This window comes from Streptomyces sp. Ncost-T10-10d (assembly GCF_900091955.1).
GTDB lineage: Bacteria > Actinomycetota > Actinomycetes > Streptomycetales > Streptomycetaceae > Streptomyces.
In genome coordinates, this window is sequence record NZ_FMDF01000151.1 from 1 (window position 1) to 17876 (window position 17876).

16 protein-coding genes and 2 pseudogenes are annotated in these 17876 nt (G+C 67.7%); 10 read left to right on the forward strand and 8 right to left on the reverse strand.

The window, feature by feature from the left end; all coding sequences use genetic code 11:
• Positions 1–363 precede the first annotated feature (363 nt).
• Genes GA0115254_RS47245 through GA0115254_RS26860 form a run of 3 tightly spaced genes read right to left on the reverse strand, consistent with a single transcriptional unit; the run spans position 364 to position 2926 of the window.
• On the reverse strand, positions 364–651 hold the full coding sequence (locus tag GA0115254_RS47245; RefSeq protein ID WP_370740945.1) for a response regulator transcription factor: 288 nt from the start codon (positions 649–651) through the stop codon (positions 364–366).
• A complete protein-coding gene (locus GA0115254_RS47775; RefSeq protein ID WP_256102792.1) occupies positions 648–803 on the reverse strand; it encodes a hypothetical protein in 156 nt (51 codons plus the stop codon). Before GA0115254_RS47775 ends, GA0115254_RS47245 begins: the two co-directional genes overlap by 4 nt.
• Positions 804–862: 59 nt before the next feature.
• A complete protein-coding gene (locus GA0115254_RS26860; protein WP_093897871.1) occupies positions 863–2926 on the reverse strand; it encodes an alpha-galactosidase in 2064 nt (687 codons plus the stop codon).
• 73 nt (positions 2927–2999) lie between these two features.
• On the opposite strand from GA0115254_RS26860, the gene GA0115254_RS26865 reads away from it, so the two are divergent.
• The 7 genes from GA0115254_RS26865 to GA0115254_RS26895 all read left to right on the forward strand — a co-directional run bounded on the left by GA0115254_RS26865 (position 3000) and on the right by GA0115254_RS26895 (position 12421).
• A complete protein-coding gene (locus GA0115254_RS26865) occupies positions 3000–4154 on the forward strand; it encodes an ROK family protein (RefSeq protein WP_093897872.1) in 1155 nt (384 codons plus the stop codon).
• 104 nt (positions 4155–4258) lie between these two features.
• The gene (locus tag GA0115254_RS26870) at positions 4259–5527 is read left to right on the forward strand and encodes an ABC transporter substrate-binding protein (protein WP_218105584.1); all 1269 of its coding nucleotides are present in this window, start codon (positions 4259–4261) and stop codon (positions 5525–5527) included.
• 5 nt (positions 5528–5532) lie between these two features.
• Entirely contained in the window at positions 5533–6510 is a 978-nt protein-coding gene (locus tag GA0115254_RS26875; protein ID WP_093897873.1) for a carbohydrate ABC transporter permease, read from the forward strand.
• 3 nt (positions 6511–6513) lie between these two features.
• Entirely contained in the window at positions 6514–7350 is an 837-nt protein-coding gene (locus GA0115254_RS26880; protein WP_093897874.1) for a carbohydrate ABC transporter permease, read from the forward strand.
• A gap of 29 nt (positions 7351–7379) precedes the next feature.
• Positions 7380–8711 carry a glycoside hydrolase family 27 protein gene (locus tag GA0115254_RS26885; protein WP_218105585.1) on the forward strand — a complete coding sequence of 444 codons (1332 nt, stop codon included), beginning with the start codon at positions 7380–7382 and terminating at the stop codon, positions 8709–8711.
• A gap of 87 nt (positions 8712–8798) precedes the next feature.
• Positions 8799–11150: a glycosyl hydrolase family 95 catalytic domain-containing protein gene (locus GA0115254_RS26890; protein ID WP_093897875.1), complete on the forward strand. Its 2352-nt coding sequence runs from the start codon at positions 8799–8801 to the stop codon at positions 11148–11150.
• A 128-nt stretch (positions 11151–11278) separates the two neighbouring features.
• Positions 11279–12421: an SGNH/GDSL hydrolase family protein gene (locus GA0115254_RS26895; protein WP_256102793.1), complete on the forward strand. Its 1143-nt coding sequence runs from the start codon at positions 11279–11281 to the stop codon at positions 12419–12421.
• 55 nt (positions 12422–12476) lie between these two features.
• Here the strand turns inward: GA0115254_RS26895 and GA0115254_RS44720 are convergent, their stop codons facing one another.
• Positions 12477–12620: a hypothetical protein gene (locus GA0115254_RS44720; RefSeq protein ID WP_176740303.1), complete on the reverse strand. Its 144-nt coding sequence runs from the start codon at positions 12618–12620 to the stop codon at positions 12477–12479.
• A 477-nt stretch (positions 12621–13097) separates the two neighbouring features.
• Here GA0115254_RS44720 and GA0115254_RS26900 point away from each other — a divergent pair, with 477 nt between their 5' ends.
• Both GA0115254_RS26900 and GA0115254_RS47780 read left to right on the forward strand, forming a co-directional pair.
• A complete protein-coding gene (locus GA0115254_RS26900) occupies positions 13098–13973 on the forward strand; it encodes an ATP-dependent DNA ligase (protein WP_093897877.1) in 876 nt (291 codons plus the stop codon).
• 319 nt (positions 13974–14292) lie between these two features.
• Positions 14293–14421, forward strand: coding sequence for a phosphotransferase-like protein (locus GA0115254_RS47780; protein WP_141720911.1), 129 nt, complete (start codon positions 14293–14295; stop codon positions 14419–14421).
• Here GA0115254_RS47780 and GA0115254_RS44725 read toward each other — a convergent pair.
• Complete coding sequence (locus GA0115254_RS44725; protein ID WP_176740304.1) at positions 14418–14588, reverse strand: hypothetical protein; 171 nt, start codon at positions 14586–14588, stop codon at positions 14418–14420. The two genes, GA0115254_RS47780 and GA0115254_RS44725, sit on opposite strands and share 4 nt — an antisense overlap.
• A 54-nt stretch (positions 14589–14642) precedes the next feature.
• Complete coding sequence (locus GA0115254_RS26905) at positions 14643–15938, reverse strand: peptidoglycan recognition protein family protein (protein WP_176740305.1); 1296 nt, start codon at positions 15936–15938, stop codon at positions 14643–14645.
• A 528-nt stretch (positions 15939–16466) separates the two neighbouring features.
• Here GA0115254_RS26905 and GA0115254_RS47785 point away from each other — a divergent pair.
• Positions 16467–16589, forward strand: a pseudogene (locus GA0115254_RS47785) (IS5/IS1182 family transposase); the annotation flags it as partial.
• 1 nt (position 16590) lies between these two features.
• Here GA0115254_RS47785 and GA0115254_RS26915 read toward each other — a convergent pair.
• Together GA0115254_RS26915 and GA0115254_RS26920 are read right to left on the reverse strand one after the other, a co-directional pair.
• Positions 16591–16902: pseudogene (locus GA0115254_RS26915) on the reverse strand (transposase); the annotation flags it as partial.
• A gap of 82 nt (positions 16903–16984) precedes the next feature.
• Positions 16985–17596, reverse strand: a complete 612-nt coding sequence (locus GA0115254_RS26920) for a hypothetical protein (RefSeq protein ID WP_141720912.1) — start codon at positions 17594–17596, stop codon at positions 16985–16987.
• Positions 17597–17876: the final 280 nt, after the last annotated feature.

The following is a 17876-nucleotide window of genomic DNA, read 5'->3' on the forward strand; positions in this document are numbered from 1 at the left end:
TGGCTGATCTGCTGTGGGATGACGTGAAGTGCTTCTTCAACCGGACTTGATGGGGTCGTTGCCGGACGTGCGTGTCCCGGATGCCTCGGTGGAGGACTGGCAGACGCCGAGCCAGTCTGATCGCGGTCACCGCGAAGACCAACCGCTCAAAGGGAGATAGGGACCCGGCGCAGTGGCTACCAACGGCCGCTTCCGCGCACTGCACGTACGCGGCGCACTGGACAGCAATGAAGCTGCGCTGGGGGCTGAGTACGGACACCGAGGAGCGAGCTGCGCTGGATAGGCTCGCCGATCAGTGCCCGCAGACGGCCGTCGCGTGCAAGAAGGCGCCGTGACTGCGTATGTGACCCTGGTCGGTCTTCTTCACGGCGAAGCCTGTGAGGTCCCCCAGCCGGGCCTGACCAGTCCTGCTTCATAGGCATGGATGACGAGCTGAGCACGGTCACGCGTGCCCAGCTTCGCCATGGCGCGGTTGACATGTGTCTTGACGGTAACGGTGCTGACGGCAAGCTCGGCGGCGATTTCCTGATTGGATTTCCCCAGGGCGACCAGGGTGACCACCTCACGTTCGCGTGGTGTGAGGGCGCTGAGCTTCTCGAGGAGCGCGCCTGTTTCCTCGCCATGCGGTTCGGACAGGAAGCGCGTGATCAAGGATCGTGTCGCTTTGGGGAGAGCAGCATGTCGCCGCGGTGAACTGTGGTGATGGGGTAGAGGAGTTCGTCCGGGCTGACGAGCGGGCCGATGGCCTGCAGCATGCTCAGCTCGATGTGGGCGCGCAGCACCACAGTGATGGTTGCGGTCACGGCGACGGGGCGCAGCGACCCTCAGGCTGAGTCTCAGCATCGGACGGGTACGGTCACTGTCACTGCTTCGTCAACCGAACCACCGCACTGGGCCGGTCGCCCCCGCCCAGATGCAGGGGGAGTCCGCGGGTGAGGAGGTTGGCGGCGTGGTGCTCTGCTCCGGTGAGTTCGTCGACGTACACATCGTCGAGGGAGAGGCCGTTCAGTGGCAGGTCGCGGTCGTGGCCCCAGGCGATGACGACGAGGCGGTCGTCCGCCATGTACTGGACTGCGTCCTCGAGCCGGTACTGCCGGCCGAACTGCACCACGGGGCGGATCGACTTGTAGAGGGCCACCAGTTCGCGGGCTTCGTCGAGTTCGGGTTGAGACCAGTGTGAGAGGTCGCCTCCGATGCCGAGTGCCCCGGTCATTGCGATGTGGAAGCGGTAGGGGAGTGGGGTGGTGCGTCCGGTGTGCGGGTTCGGGCTGTCGGTGACCCAGGCCGACATGGTGCGTGCGGGGTAGATCTGGCTGTAGCCGTGCTGGATGGTGATGCGGTCGACGGCGTCGGTGTTGTCGGAGATCCAGGTCTGGTCCGTGCGGGCCAGCATGCCGAGGTCGGCGCGGCCGCCGCCGCCCGCGCAGCCTTCGATGCGGAGGCCGGGGTGGGCGTGGCGCAGGCGGTCGATCACTGCGTACACGCCTCGTGTGTGGTCGGTCCACAGGCGCTCGCCGTCTGGATGTCCGGGCCATCCGGCCTCGGTGAACGCGCGGTTCATGTCCCACTTCAGGTAGTCGATCGTGTGCTGTGCCACCAGTCGGTCGAGCCATTTGTAGGCCCACTCGGTGACGTCTTCGCGGGCGAAGTTGAGCACGAGCTGGTGGCGGAGTTCGGTGCGGCGGCGGTGGGGCATGTGCAGCACCCAGTCGGGGTGCCGGCGGTAGAGGTCGCTGTCGGGGTTGGTCATTTCGGGTTCGACCCACAGGCCGAAGCCCATGCCGAGCCTGCGGACGAGGTCGACGAGGGGGCCGAGTCCGTCGGGGAAGTGCTCGGGGTTGGGGTGCCAGTCGCCCAGGCCGGCCCGGTCGTTGGTCCGCTGTCCGAACCAGCCGTCGTCGACGACGAAGAGTTCGACACCCAGGTCGGCGGCGCGGTCGGCCAGGGCGCGCTGGCCGTGGGGTGTGACGTGCCAGCCGGTTGCCTCCCAGCTGTTGTAGATGACGGGGCGTGGTTCGTCGGGGTGCGGCAGGACGTGGTTGGCGATGTAGGCGTGCCAGCCGCGGCTGGCGGCGCCGAAGCCTCCTTGGCTGAACTGGCCGGCGAAGACGGGTGTTCGGTGACTCTCGCCGGGCTGGATGCGCCGGCTGATGCCGTCGTGGCCGCCGCCGCCTGCCACGGTGAAGGGGCCGCCGGTGTGATCGCGGTGTGCGGTGATACGCCAACTCCCGGACCAGGCCAGGACGGTGCTCCACACGTCGCCGTGTGTCTCGGTCGCGTCCCCCGCGTCCACCATCAGCCAGGGATTGCCGAAGTGCCCCGACACCCCGCGCCGACTGGTGAACGTGGTCTCGGCATAGGGGGCTTCGGTGCGCCGGAGCTGTGTCTCACCGGTCCACTGGCCGACCGTATGCGTCATGCGTGTGCCCGACCTCGAGGGTATGGACCACACGGCGGCGTCGCAGCGCAGCATCTCGATCGGACCGTCCTCGTCGGCTGTTCCCAAGTGCCGCACTGTCAGCGAGCGTTCGATGATGTCGCTGTCGTCGTGCACGGCATAGTGCAGCGTGCAGCCCAGCGGGTAGTGCTGGTCCCGAAGATGGATGTGCAGCTCGCTGCCGTCGGTGATCTCGTGGCCCTCGTAGTGCCACTCCACTCCACGAGCACCGTTCGCGTACCGCACGAGCAGGGACGGGACGCCGAATCGTGGCCCGCCTTCGACGTTGATCTCCTCGCCGCTCGTTGAGGCGAAGCTGCTGGTGAGGCCATCGTAGGTGGGAAGTGCCGTGGCCTGTTCGACGGTGAGTGGTGCCCCCCAGTGCAGGTGCCGCGGTGCTCCCTCGGCATCGATCCGCAGCGCGTAGGACGTGGCCGGGGTCGTGAGCAGGAGTGTGTGGCTGGCGGCGTCGAAGAAGATCCGTGACATGGCCCGGAGCCTAGGCGGCAACTCGCTGAATTTAAATATTGACGAAGGAAATTATTGCCCCTACGTTTCCCTCATGTTGCTGAACCGAGCGGTGCTGCTCGCGTCTCCTGCGGCGAACCTGGTCTTCACCACCGTGCTCACTCGAGGACCGGTCGCTCGCCCGGAGATCGCCCGGATCACCGGACTGTCCTCGGCCGCCGTCACCAAAGCGGCCAAGCCGATGATCGAAGCCGGCTATCTGGAAGAACTGCCCCAGGTCGAGCGGACCGTCGAGGGGGCCGGCCGGCCGGCGCACCCGCTCGCGGTATGCGCCGACCGGGAGTTCTTCGTCGGGGTGAAGGTCACCGCCGATGAACTCATCGGTGTCGTGACCGACTTGAAGGCCGAGGTACGGTCCGCGCACCGGAGGCCCGTCACCGGGCGCGCCGTCGAGCAGGTTGTCGAGGACATCTCCGCCCTCGTGTCCGAACTGACCTCCGGGCTCGCGCAGCGTACGCACCACATCGGCGTGTCGGTGTCAGGTGACGTCGACCGCTCGGGCGGACGCGTTCGCTACTCGCCCTTCCTGGGCTGGCGCGACGTCCCACTGGCCGAACTGGTCGGCCAGGCCACGGGATTGACCGTCACCATCGAGAACGACGTCAAGGCCCTGACCGTCGCCGAGCAGTGGTTCGGTGAGGGCGTGGGCGCCGACTCGTTCGCCCTTGCCACGGTCGGCGTGGGAATCGGCTGTGGGCTCGTTGTGGGCGGCCGGCTGGTGGCGGGCGGCTTCGGGGTGGCCGGCGAGATCGGGCACATTCCCGTGGCTGCGGGTGAGGGACCGGACTGCCACTGCGGAGCGCGCGGCTGCGTGGAAGCCATCGCCTCCGAAGCGGCCATCGTTACCCGGGCACGTGAGGCGGCGAGCGACCCCGCGCTCGACATGGCCGGGGCGATCGATCGTGCTCACAGCGGCGACACAGCCGTCCGTGCCGTCTTCGCGGAGGCCGGTCAGGCGATCGGTCTCGGCCTCGCCGCCATGGTCAATCTGGTCGGACCCGAACGTGTCGTCGTCACAGGCGAAGGACTCGCGGCCTACGACCTCTTCGAGGACCAGATCCGCACTGCCTTCACCCGACAGGCCTTCGGCGCGGCGGCCCGCTGCCCGCTCGTCGTACGCCCGCTGCCGTGGGAGGAGTGGGCGCGCGGCGCGGCCGCCGTCAGCGTCCAGTCGCTCTTCGCCGGCTGAACCCGGCAGCCGATACCTGGCGGGCGGGCCTTCGTGCCCGTACGCCCGTGATCCCAGCACCTCACACGCCTTGCCGTACCTGCCGCATCCGGAAGGACCCCGCCATGCCCATAAGCCCTGCCCTGTCCCGCCGAGGCTTCCTCGGCACGTCCGTGCTCTTCGTCGCCGGTGCCGCGGTGGCCTGTTCCAGCAATCCGCAGGGCACCGCCGCGGCCAACGGCGCGAAGGTCACCCTCACGCAGTGGTACCACCAGTACGGCGAAGAGGGGACGCAGGCCGCCGTCAAGCGCTACGCCGAGCAGTACACCAAGGCCAACCCCGACGTCGCAATCAACGTCGTGTGGGGCGCCGATGTCTCCCAGTACGAGACCAAGCTGAACGCCGCACTCCTCGGCGACGATGCACCCGACATCTTCGAACTGGGCGACTTCCGCGCCGAGATGGCCCGCAAGGGACAGCTCGAACCCCTCGACGACATCTATGGCTCCGCGAAGGACGGCTTCAACAAGGCGGACATCGACTATCTGACGGTCGACGGCAAGCTCTACGGGATCAAGACGATCGACGACGTCATGGTCCTGTACTACCGCAAGTCACTGCTGAAGAAGGCGGGCATCACCCCGCCCACCACGTTCGCCGAACTCGTCGACGCTGCGAAGAAGCTGACAGACGGTGATGCCAAGGGTCTGTTCATCGGCAACGACGGCATCGGCGACAGCCCCTATCTGCTCGCATGGTCGCAGGGCGCCGATCTGATCGACGGCGACAAGGTCGTCTACGCCGACGCCGCCAGCTCCATCGGCGGCCTGCGGGACCTGCACGCCGACAAGTCCCTCCTGCTCGGCTTCACCACGGACTGGTACGACGCAGGCGCGTTCACGCAGGGCGCGGCCGCCATGCAGTGGTGCGGCCTCTGGGCTCTTCCCGTGATCGAGAAGGCCCTAGGTGACGACTTCGGAGTCGTGCCCTGGCCCGCGTACGACAAGGACGGCAAGCCGGTGGCCCGTCTCGGGGGCTGGACGCAGGCCGTGCACGCGAAGAGCAAGCACAAGGAGGAGGCCAAGAAGTACCTGCAGTGGCTCTGGATCAAGCAGAGCGACATCCAGATCGACTGGGCCGTCAAGTACGGCTTCCATGTCCCGCCGCAGACCGCGGTCGCCGCGAAGACCCCGGAGCTGAGCAAGGGCGCAGCCAAGGACGCGGTTGCCATCGCGGCCGACAACGGTGTTTCCTTCCCCTCCGGATGGACCCAGGCCATGCAGACCGGCTTCATCGCCGCGGCCGCCGACATCGCCAAGGGTTCGCCCGCGGAGAGCACTCTCAAGAAGGCGCAGGGCAAGGCCCAGTCCCACCTCGACAAGCAGATGGGCTGAGCCACATGACCGCCACCGGCACCGAGCCCTTGCGCAAGAGTGCCGCCCGGCCGGCGCCCGCCACGGCGCCGCGCCGCCGGCGGCTCACCGAGCGACAGACGAAGCTCCTTGCCTTCGCCGTTCTCACCGCCCCGATGCTCATAGGGCTGGGAGTCTTCCGCTACGTAGCAATCGGCTGGAGTTTTCTGCTCAGCTTCAGCGAGGCACGCCGCAGCATCGCCCTCGGCAACTGGGTCGGCCTCGACAACTATCAACAACTACTGAGCGACGAGCGGTTCCGCGACTCCCTCACCATGATCGTTCTGTTCACGGCGCTCATCGTGCCCCTCACGTTCGCGGCCTCCCTGGGCCTTGCCGTGCTCGTCAACCGCGTCCGCCGCGGACGAGCCTTCTTCCGCACCGCGTTCCTGCTGCCCGCCGCCGTCAGCTATGTCGCGGCAGCCATGATCTGGAAGATGGCGCTGTTCAGCGGGGTGCCGTCCGGACTCGCCAACACCATCGGGTCCCTGTTCGGAGGCGACGCGACGCCGTGGATCCAGACACAGAGTCCGCCTCTGTACTGGATCGTGCTCGTCACCCTGCGGCTGTGGCTGCAGGTGGGCCTCTACATGATCCTCTTCATCGCGGGACTGCAGGCGATCCCTGACCATCTCTACGAGGCCGCGCAACTGGACGGGGCCGGGCCCTGGCGGACCTTCCGCAGCATCACCTTCCCCATGCTGCGCAACACCTCGGTCGCGATCCTGCTCCTCATGCTCATCGCGGCGCTGCAGGCCTTCGACGAGTTCTACGCCATCTTCTCCACCGGCGCGTCCCTCGGCAGCGAGCCGGTACGCACTCCGCTGACGCACCTGTACGGCGTGGCCCTGCAGGACCAGGACTACGGGGTGGGGTCGGCCGGCGCCTTCGTCCTGACCCTGCTGATCGTGCTCGTCACGCTGCTCCAGGGCCGGATCCTCGGGTTCGCCCGCGACAAGGACTGAACCATGAACCGATACCGAGGCCGCATCGCCGGATCCATCGCCACATACCTGGTGCTCTGCCTGCTCGCCGTGGTCTTCCTCATCCCGTTCTATGTACTGCTGCGCAACGCCTTCATGACCACACCGGAGGTCACGGCCACCGACTGGCACTGGCTTCCCTCGGCACTGAACTGGGAGAACTTCAGCTCCCTGTTCGACAATGCGGAGCGCCCCTTCGGACAGTCGCTCCTGAACTCGCTGCTCATCGCCGTCATCACGGCACCGCTCAGCACGCTGCTCGCATCCATGGCCGGCTACGCACTCGCCCGTATCGACGTGCCCGGCCGGGCGGTGGTGCTCTCGCTGATCGTCGTCACGCTGATGATCCCGCAGGCGGTGACCTTCCTGCCGACCTTCGTGGTCGTCGGATCCATGGGCGGCGTGAACACCATGTGGGGCCTGATCGCCCCCGGCCTGTTCAACGCCTTCGCAGTCGTCCTCTTCCGCAGCTTCTACGTGTCCTTCCCCGCGGAGATCGAGGAGGCGGGCCGGCTCGACGGCCTCAGCTACCTCGGTGTCTACCGGCGGATCATTCTGCCCAACTCGATCACGATGATCGCGTCGCTCGGGGCACTGTCCTTCATCGAGGCGTGGAACTCCTTCCTGTGGCCGCTGATGATCGGCCAGGACCCCGGCAGCTGGACCGTACAGATCGCCCTGTCCAGCTTTCTGACCTCCCAGACCGTCAACCTGCCCGAGCTCTTCGCGGGCACGGTCGTCGCCATCCTGCCGCTCGTCGTGATGTTCCTCGTCGCCCAGCGCCACATCGTCCAGGGCATCGCGATGTCCGGCCTCAAGTAGTAGCCCCCACCCATCCTGGAGGTACTTCCATGCGCAGAACGACCCGTCATGCCGCCTTCATCGCCGCGGCCACGCTGCCCCTCGCCCTCGGCCTCTCCTCCGGCACCGCCCAGGCCAAGACGCCGTACATCAAGCCGTTCATGGGATGGAGCAGCTGGAGCGTGGAGTCGTCCTCACGCGATGGCTACGGCACCCGCTGGCTCAACGAAGGCAACATCAAGAACGCTGCCGACGCGCTCAGCGGCAAGCTGGCCTCGGCGGGCTACAAGTACCTCAACATCGACGCCGGCTGGAACTTCGACTACGACTGGAACTTCCACACCGACGCCAACGGAATACCCGACGCCGACAAGGAACGCTTCCCCAGCGGCATGGCCTCGGTGTCCGACTACGTCCACGGCAAGGGCCTGAAGCTCGGCCTGTACGGCGCCGCCGGTCTGGAGAAGGAGGTGTACGACAAGGACGCACCGATCCTCGGCACCGACTGCACCGCGCAGGACATCGCAGCCAAGCCGCTGACCCCGACCAACAAGTGGGGCGGTAACTGGAAGATCGACTACAGCAACCCCTGCGCCCAGGCGTACTTCGACTCCATCGTCGCCCGCTACGCCGCGTGGGGCGTCGACTTCATCAAGATCGACGGTGTGACCAAGGACAACGTCGAGGACATCAAGGCCTGGTCGACCGCCATCGACCACAGCGGCCGCAAGATGTGGCTGTCCGCCAGTGCCTGGCCCGTCGACATCGAAGCCGCCGACGGTCTCAAGCCGCACGCCAACGGAGTCCGCATCGACACCGACATCGAGTGCTACTGCGAGACCACCTCCACCTGGACCAGTTCCGTCGACGACCGCTTCAGCGACCTGCCGAAGTGGCTGAACAAGGTGCAGGCCCCGCACTACTTCGCCGACCTCGATGCCATGCCGATCAACAACAACAGCGGCAGCGGGCTCCAGGACGGCATCGATGACGTGGAACGGCAGACCGTCATGACGTTCTGGTCCATGGCCTCGTCCCCGCTGTACGTCGGTGGCGACATCTACTTCCTCGACGACAAGGCCAAGGCCATCCTCACCAACCCCGAGGTCATCGCCGTCGACCAGGCGGCCGTACTGCCCCGGCAGGTCCGCTCCGGTGACACCCAGGTGTGGACCAAGCGCGTCGGTGACGACACCTACCTGGCGGTCTACAACCTCGGCTCCGAAGCCGCCGACATCAGCGTCACCTTCAAGGAGCTCGGTCTGCGCGGTCCTCAGAAGCTCCGTGACGTGGCGGCCCGCAAGGACCTCGGCACGGCCAAGCGTTCCTGGACGGCATCGTCCGTCGCGGCCCACGGATCCCGGCTGATCAAGCTGTCGTAGCCAAGGACGCGCCCCGTCTTCCCCGGGGCCTGCCCCGGCACTCGCCGGCCGGGCAGGCCCCTGCCGCCGCCCGGAAGGACCCGCCGCATGAGCACCGGACCGTCCCGCCGCACCATCCTTGGCCTGGGCGCCGCCATCGCCGCCCAGGCCGCACTGCCCACGTTCACCGCCCACGCCGCACCGATCCGCCCCTCCGCCAGTCCGCTGGTGCCCGCCGGCACAGCGAGCACCCTGTGGTACCCCGAGCCCGCCGACGAGGACCTCCTCATCGAACAGGGCCTGCCGCTGGGCAACGGCCGTATCGGCGCCCTCGTCGGCGGCGACCCCGCCCACGAGATCCTGCACGTCACCGACGCCTCGCTGTGGACCGGCGGCGCCAACACCGCCCTCGACGCCGACGGACAATTTCCCTACGGACGCGAAGACTTCGGAAGCTTCACCCTCCTCGCCCGCCTCACCCTCAGCCTGCCGGGCCACGAACGCACCGCGGTCGGCAGCTACCGCCGCACACTCGATCTCAGCAACGGCCTGGTCACCACCACCTACACCAAGAACAAGATCCGCTACCTTCGCGAGATGTTCGCCTCCGCCGCCGACGACACGATCGTCATCCGGCTGCGGCAGAGCGGCGGAGGCACGCTCACCGGCGCGATCGTCCTGTCCGGCACACACGGCGAAACCACCGTCGCCGACCCCGGTCGCCAACTCGCCGCCTTCAGCGCAACGCTCACCAACGGACTGCGCTACGCCGCCGCAGTGACCGCCGCCGCCGATGGCGGAGTGGTCGCGGCGAAGGGCTCCCGCGTCACGTTCACGGAGTGCACCGAAGTCGTCATCGTGATCAGCGGCGGAACCGACTACGCACCCGACCACGCCCACGGCTACCGCGACCCGGCCGCCGACCCGCTGGCGCTGGCCGAGGACAAGGCCCGTGCTGCCGCGCTGGTCTCGGGAGCCGTCCTGCTCGACACCCACGTCGCCGACTACCGCTCCCGCTACGACCGGCTCACCCTCGACCTCGGCCCCTCCAGCGCCAAGCAGCGCAGGATGGACACCTGGACCCGACTCAAGGCGCGCGCCGCCGATACCACCCCGGATCATGAACTGGAGGCGAGCTACCTGCAATTCGGCCGCTACCTCACCATCTGCGGCTCCCGCGACGGACTCCCCATGGGACTGCAAGGTCTGTGGCTCGAGGGCAACACCCCGGACTGGATGGGCGACTACCACACCGACGTCAACATCCAGATGAACTACTGGCTGTCCGACCGCGCCGGCATCGGGGAGACGTTCCCGGCCTTCGCGGAGTACTGCCTCGCCCAGCTGCCCGCCTGGAGCAGGGTCACGCAGCAAAAGTTCCAGGACTCCCGAAACCGCTACCGCAACACCTCGGGCAAAGTGGCGGGCTGGACCGTGGCCTTCTCCACCAACCCTTACGGCGGACTCGGCTGGTGGTGGCATCCTGCCGGAAACGCCTGGCTGTGCGAGTCACTCTTCGAGCACTACGAATTCACCCAGGACACCGCGTACCTGGCGCGCATCCACCCACTGCTCAAAGGCGCCTGCGAGTTCTGGGAAGCACGTCTGATCACCACCACGGTCGACGGACAGGAGGTCCTGATCGACGACCACGACTGGTCACCCGAGCACGGACCGCAGGACGCCCGCGGCATCACCTACACGCAGGAACTTCTGTGGTCACTCTTCGGCCACTACGAGGAAGCATGCCGCACCCTCGACAGGGATCTCGAACACGCCGCCACCGTCAGCAAGTTGAGAGAGCGCCTCTGCCTGCCCGAGGTCAGCCCGAAGACCGGCTGGCTCGAGGAGTGGATGAGCGAGGACAACCTCGGTGAGACCACCCACCGCCACCTCTCCCCGCTGATCAACCTCTTCCCCGGCGACCGGATCCGCCCGGATGCGGACGACGCCGCCACACTCAAGGGCGCCACCGCACTCCTGGCCGCCCGCGGAATGGAGAGTTACGGCTGGGCATGCGCCTGGCGGGCCGCCTGCTGGGCACGCCTGAAGGACGCGGACAAGGCCTACCAACTGCTCCTGACCAACCTGCGGCCCTGGGCAGGCGGCGACACCGGCACGGCGATGAACTTCTTCGACATGTACCGCGTGTCGGACACGCGCGCCATCTTCCAGATCGACGCCAACCTCGGCACGCCCGCAGCGATGCTGGAAATGCTCGTCTACTCCCGCCCCGGCCACATCGAACTCCTGCCCGCCCTGCCCGACGCCTGGGCCGCATCCGGCACGCTCAAGGGCGCAGGCGCGCGCGGCGGATTCACCGTTGATGTGACGTGGGAGCGTGGGCGCGTACGAGGGGCGACGCTGCACAGCGTCGGCGGCCGCACGACCACGGTGACGTGGGGCGGCCGCAGCCGCACGGTCACCCTGGTCCCGGGCCAGTCCATGGAGTTGCTGTGAGAGGCCGCCGACAGGGGAGACGGGTTCCGTCGTTCCTCGGAGCGCTGGTGATGCTCGTCCTGAGCTGCGTCCCCGTGGGCGCCGCCCATGCTGAGGAGCCCACGGGGACGCCCGCCACAGGTACTCGCGTGAGCGCCTGGTCGCCGAGCATGACGACGGGCGGCCCGTCCTTCGAGAACCAGACCATCCGCATGGTGGTGCACAGCAGTGTCGCGGGCTCACGCGCACGGATCACCCTCTCCAATCGCTACAGCCCTCTCCCGCTGCAGGTCGCCTCCGCGACCGTGGCAATGCAGTCAAACGGCGGGGAGGCCGAGCCAGGCACCACACGAAGGGTCAGCTTCGGCGGATCGCAGCGAGAGACCATTCCCGGCGGTGAGGAGGCGATCAGCGACATCGTCCCGATCGCGGTCAGGGCAGGACAGAACCTGCTCGTCAGCCTCTACGTCCCAGACCGGACCGGGAACTCGACCTGGCACTCGGATGCCTTCGATACGACGTACATCGCCGCGGGCGACCACACGGACGACGATGGCTCCGCTGCCTTCACCACCACGACGACCTCCTGGTACTACCTTGCCGGTCTCGACGTCGAAGCGACGACGGCCCGCGGCACCGTCGTCGCCTTCGGCGACTCCATCACCGACGGCTATCACTCCACGACCGGCACCTACAGCCGGTGGCCGGACTTCCTCGCCCGCCGCCTCGCAGACAAGCCGGTCCGGCACAAGAGGAGTGTCGTCAACGCCGGCATCGGCGGAAACCGGGTGCTCACCGATGTGCCCAACCTGTGGCAGGGCGTCAGCGCACTGAAACGGTTCGAGCACGATGCGCTCGGCCAACCCGCCGTGACGGACGTGATTCTCTTCGAGGGCATCAACGACATCGGCAACAACGCCGGCCCCGATGGCGGTCCTCTCACGGCCGACGCCCTGATCAACGGCTATCGCACCTTGATCGACAAGGCGCATGCCATACGTGTCCGCGTCGTCGGAGCGACGCTCATGCCCATTAAGGGCAACGGCTACTACTCGCCCGCTGCCGAAGCCATCCGCCAGACCGTCAACCACTGGATCCGCACCAGCGGAGCCTTCGACGGAGTCATCGACTTCGACCGGGCCATGCGCGACCCGGCCGACCCTGCCGCCCTCAACCCCGACTATGACTCGGGCGACCACATTCATCCTGACGACGCAGGCATGAGGGCGATGGCGGACGCGATCGACCTGCGACTGTTCGCCGGAGGCCATCTGAACAACCTCAACGTGTAGGTCGATCACCACGCCGGAACAGCTTGAACGCCCCGCTGGCCGCCCTGAGGAAGCCTCAGTGCGGCTGGCGGGGATCGCGTAGTGCGAGGCGGTCATTCATCCCCGCCTCCAAGGCGCCTTCGAGGACCAGCTTCACCAGACCCTTGAGCAGCCCGTTCCCCCCGACCAGATCCCATCCCTCGATGTGGGACCGCTCCACCAGCTACCGTGGTCTGAGTGTTCAGAGCCTCTCGCCAGCCCTCCTCCGATCTCCGCAGTCCGCATGGATCGGACAAGACCGAGTCAGCGGCGTGAGTGCTCCGGTCCTGCCTCCGCATCGAAGCTCGGTGCAGGACCTGGGCGCGCTGATCCGGGGTGTCCTGGGGGAGGGCCTGGAGTACCACTCCGGACGGCCGCCAGCCCGTTCGGTGGGGACCTGGTCGTAGTCCTCGCCGTCGACGGGGAGGACGGCTGCGGCGGGTACTTCGATCGAGACCTCGTACAACCACTGCCCATGGGCGTCCTGTCGGCGCGCATGGAGGCGTCCTGCGACGGCACGTCCCCCGGGGAGGGTGACAGTCACGTGCGGGGCCGGTGGTTCGCTCACGTGTTCGATAGTGGTCGCCCGAGAAGGCCCTGGTAGGCCGTCCGGACTGCCCCGGGCGCCGCCCGAGGCAGCGGCTTGCAAGATCGTTGTGTGGAGTTCCCGGTCAAAGTGGCGCTGGCCCAGGCGGTTCCGACCCTGCCTGATGGGCCGGGCTGGTGGTACGAGCCCAAATTTGATGGTCACCGGACCGTGCTGCACCGCACCGACGACACCGTGATCCTGTACGCCCGGTCGGGAAGGGTCGTCACGCAGCACTGGATGGACCTGGCCGTCGCCGCCATGGCCCTGAGGCCGGGCACGGTCCTGGACGGCGAGGCGGTGATCTGGCGGGACGACCGGCTCGACTTCGCCGCGGCGCAGTCACGGGCCGCGTCATCGGTCACCCGGGCACGTACCCTTGCCGCCCGGCATCCTGCCTCGTACGCCTGCTGGGATGTCCTGCAGCACCCTGACCCGGCGATCGGGGACTGCCGGAGTCTGCCGTACACGACGCGCCGCGCCTACCTGCTGGAGTTGCTGGCTGACGTCGGGCCGCCGATCCAGGCTGTGCCCGCGACCGAGGACCGGGAGGTGGCTGCGGTCTGGTACGAGACCCTGCGGGCGCAGGGGATGGAGGGGATCGTCGCGAAGCGGGGCGACGCCAGCTATCCGGTGGGGCGCCGCGGATGGGTGAAGGTACGCCACGCGGACACCGTGGACGCACTGGTGGTCGGGTTCACGGGGCCGCGGCGCAGACCGCACCATCTGGTCCTGGCGGTCGGCGACGAGGGCGGCCCCGCCCGCGTGTCGGCGAGGCTGAACCCGGTCCTTGCTGTGCGGATCGGTGAGGCGCTGGGCGGTGCGGTGGCGGTAGGGGAGCGGCAGTCCGGGGGCGAGCCGTACGCGCGGGTGGAGACGGATCTGGTGGTGGAGGTGCTGGCCGGGTCCGGCCGGCACGGGCCCCTCACCGTGACCCGGATGCGATGAGTTACGGCACGTTGTTTGCGCGCTTCGCGGCCGCTGGCTTTGATCACGACTTCCGACAGCGCTTGTTCACCATCTCGGGAGGCGGCCCGATCGGCCAGGAGCCAATGTTCACGAGAACGGGAGGCGCCCCGCGCCGTCCCGGCTCCCGTGCCCTCCACCCGCTCTTGAGCGAGCCGAGGGTCCCGGTGCCGACCGGGACACTGGCGTCTACGGGCTCTAGTGCTCTGACCGGGAAGGTTCACCGGGTTGTCGGAGGCGGGCAGCGTTCCGCGGAAATCCGTTTCAAGGGTTGCTGCAGTGCCTCTACTGCGGCGCGGTGATGACTGAGGTGATCGTTCTCAACGGTGGTTCCAGCTCGGGGAAGTCCGGGATCGCCCGGTGGCCCTCACTCGTTCAAGATCACCCGACCGTGAACCCTGTCACCAACCTCCATGGACAGAACACCTAGGGCGTCGCCGACTTCGAGGCGCACCACGAGGGCTTCCTCGGCGCCGCCTGGACGGGCTCACGGACGGCGAGTGGCTGGACATCGAAGTGGGCGAGCGGCGAGGACTTCGCCGCGTCCCGGGCCATGGTGCTAAACCTGCCCGGGATCGCGGCGTTCTTCGGGACCATCGACACCGTACTGGCCCGACGGCGCCCTGAGGTCGGGCGCCGCCGGCGCAGGGCCTACAACCCTTCCTGGACGTCCTGGTCGACCGGGAACTCCTCGAACTGCGTGGCGGGTGCGTCGCTCGCCACGACCCCGTCCGCTGCGAGGGTCACGGGGGGCAGGGTCTCGGCCTCCGGCACGACAAGCTCGCTTTCCAGCCCCGCCTGGCCCTTCAGCCCGCGGAAGTTCTCCTCCACCACACCGCCGAGCGCCGCACACCAGGTGCTCAGGTCCACCCGCCCGGTGACCCGCAGCCCGTGCAGGGCCTGCAGCTTGGCGACCGCGACCCACGTCGCCCGGTCGAAGGTGCCGGTCGCCTTCACGGCGTACAGCTTGGTCGCCAGGATCGACTGGACGCCGAGTACCGCAGACCCGGTGGCACCCATGCCGATCTCCGGGGCCAGCGCCTCCCAGGTCGGCCCGGTCATCGTGCCGTCCGAGGCGGTGGGGAAGCCGTGCGCCGTCTGGAAGGCGCGCACCGCTGCCAGCGTGGCCGGGCCGAAGGCCCCGTCCGCAACGAGGTTGAAGCTCTGGGTGTTCAGCAGGTGCTGCAGCGTACGGACCGTGGCGCCCGCGCAGGAGGTGAACGTGTCGGGCCAGGTGCAGGCCGGGATGCTGCTCGGGTCCTGGCCGAGGCGCTTGGCGACGTGCAGGCGCAGCAGCGGGAAGGTGGAGTAGAACTTCGCACCGGGGCACTGGGTGTTGTTCCAGTCCCAGTGGCCGGTGATGTTCTGGGCGCCGAAGCCGTACTGGGTGCAGATGGTGGTGGAGAGCTGAACCAGCGACCACCACAGCTTGCCGGTGGGCAGCTCGTCGATGTAGGTACCTTCGTTCTCGATACCGATCGACTGGGTGTTCTGGCCGACGGCGTGCGCGCTGACGATCTGGTATCCGCCGTCCTCGAGCGCGTCCAGGCTGCCGTGCCGGCCTTCCAGCACATGGCCGCCGCGGCTGATGCTGAAGTGGTTTCCGGTGTCCGACCAGCCGTTCTTGTCCATGTGGATGTACTGGACCCGCTCGGCACAGGCGATGGCCGCCTCCATGGAGAAGTCCATGGTGTTAGGGAACGCCATGTGGTGCACCACGATCCGCCGGGTGGAGCCCGTACGGGTCGTCAGCTCCCCGGCGGGCGGCCGGGCACCCCACTCGTCGCAGCTCATGATGTATGCGGTGTCGGACAGGTCGGCCGGAGCGGCGGCCGAGGCGCCGCTCGCACCGGCCAGCTGGCCGGCCCCGAGACCGGCGACGGCGGCTGCGCCGGCGCCGGCCCGCAGGGCATTGCGCCGGGATATGTACACGGGCTCAAAGGACATGAGACGTTCCTCTCCAGGGCTGTCCGGGCTCTCTCGCCGCTACGCCACGCTGCTCCGTGTACGCCAGCAGGCAGCCTTCCTTCTAACCCGTTGACTGCCCCAATGTCCAGGGTTTTCAGGGTCGTTGACCATCTACAGCAGTCCTGGCACCGCAGTTCGGTCTCGTCCACGGAAGACGTACGGGACCGGGCTGCTCACCAAAGTGCCCGCCAGGAATCAGATTGGGGGCCCAGTCGGCGACGGCTTTCGCCATGGGCTACCGAGATCCGGGCCATTCCCGGTCCAACTTCCCCATGTGCTCCGTCAACGGAGCCATACTCCCTGGTCAAGCAAGGCGCGGACGTGGTACCACCAGCAGACGAAGAACCTCATGGTGTGTGGTTGTCCCCGCCCTGCGTGAGGACAACCACACACCGAATCACCGTGAGAGGGCGATACGCGAGCTGATGCCTACTTTGTTCTCACCTGATGGTGTGGGGTTGGGCGGTCGGGCCTGGTCGGCGAGGTGGAGTCTGCTGGGGTGGCGGGATGAGCGAGCGGAAACCGTACCCCAGTGACTTATCCGACGAGCGTTGAGCGCTGATCGAGCCGGAAATCACAGCCTGGAAGGCCGCGCATCCCTCGGTCAGCGGGCATCAGGGCCGGTACGAGACGCCGAGTCATCCATATCCAGGAGACCCGCCGCTCGCAGCTCGGCAAGAAGGACCTCGTGTAAGCGGGGCCAGACGCCGGCCTCAGCCCAGTCCCGGAGCCGACGCCAGGCGGTCGCCCCCGAACAGCCAACGGCCTGGATGGGCGCATCGCGCCAGGCCACACCTTTGCGCAGCACGTAGACGATGCCGGCCAGTGCGACGCGGTCCGGCACCGGCAGTCGGCCGGGGTGACCATGGCGTCGGGCAGGCCGGACTGGGAGAAGCGGAGCTATGCGCTCCCAGAGACCGTCGGGAACAAGGTCGGCAGACACATCGGAGAGACTGCCCGACGCGTTGCCAGACATTGATCGAGAGGCCGGTGCCGATGCGACTGGCGGCAGCGGCCGGTCGGGTTCAGCGCCAGCCACCGTGGCGAGGCTCCACGTGCTCACCGAACGGCGGGTCGAACGCCTGCCCTTCGTCGTCGGTCACGACGTAGTCCGGTTCGGTCTTCGAGGCGGCTGCGTGCAACCGGATGACGAGGTCGGCGACAGGCGGCATACGCAGCGACAGGGCTGCAGCCACCTGGGCAGCTTCGCTGTCGATGTCCGGGTTGTGCTTGTCACGGGAGCGCGCGAGGTGTTGAGCGGAGATCTGCATGATCTCCACATCGCCACCGGCCGAGAACGAGAGGCAGTCCCGCCACTCCAGCCCGATGATGATTTCGAACTCGTCCGCCAGGTCGTCGGCGAGCAGCCCGCCTTCCCCTTCGGAACTCGCGAACACCACCGGCCGGCGACCGTTCTGCTCAGCGCACAGGAAGTACGCCCCACCAGCGAACTCCCCGGCGATCACCTCCAGCGGCGCACCCGAGGCAAGCCTCAAGCCATCGCCATTGTGCTTCCGGTGGATGTCGAACCCGAACGATGACCGCAGCAGCAGATCGATCTCCGGGGTGCTCTGGATCAGGTCAAGCAGATGATCACTTGAGGTCATGACACGGACGATAGCGAGTGCCGCTGACACGTCAGCACCGAAGCGAACAGCGCGCCCGTGTCCGACGGTGCACGACCCGTGGATGACTCACTTCAGGCCGCGTCAGTACCCAAGCCCTCGCAGCTCATTCTGAAACCACCAGTAATTCCGGTGCCGACTCTCTGGCTGCTCTTGCCCACGCCGCATCATCATGCTGCCCCCACCACCCGGCTCGCACCAACCAACGATGCCCCCGATCCTATGAGCACACTCTGGTTCCGGGCTCTGGAACGGTGCCGGATGCGGGCGTACGCACGTGTGGCAGGAACCT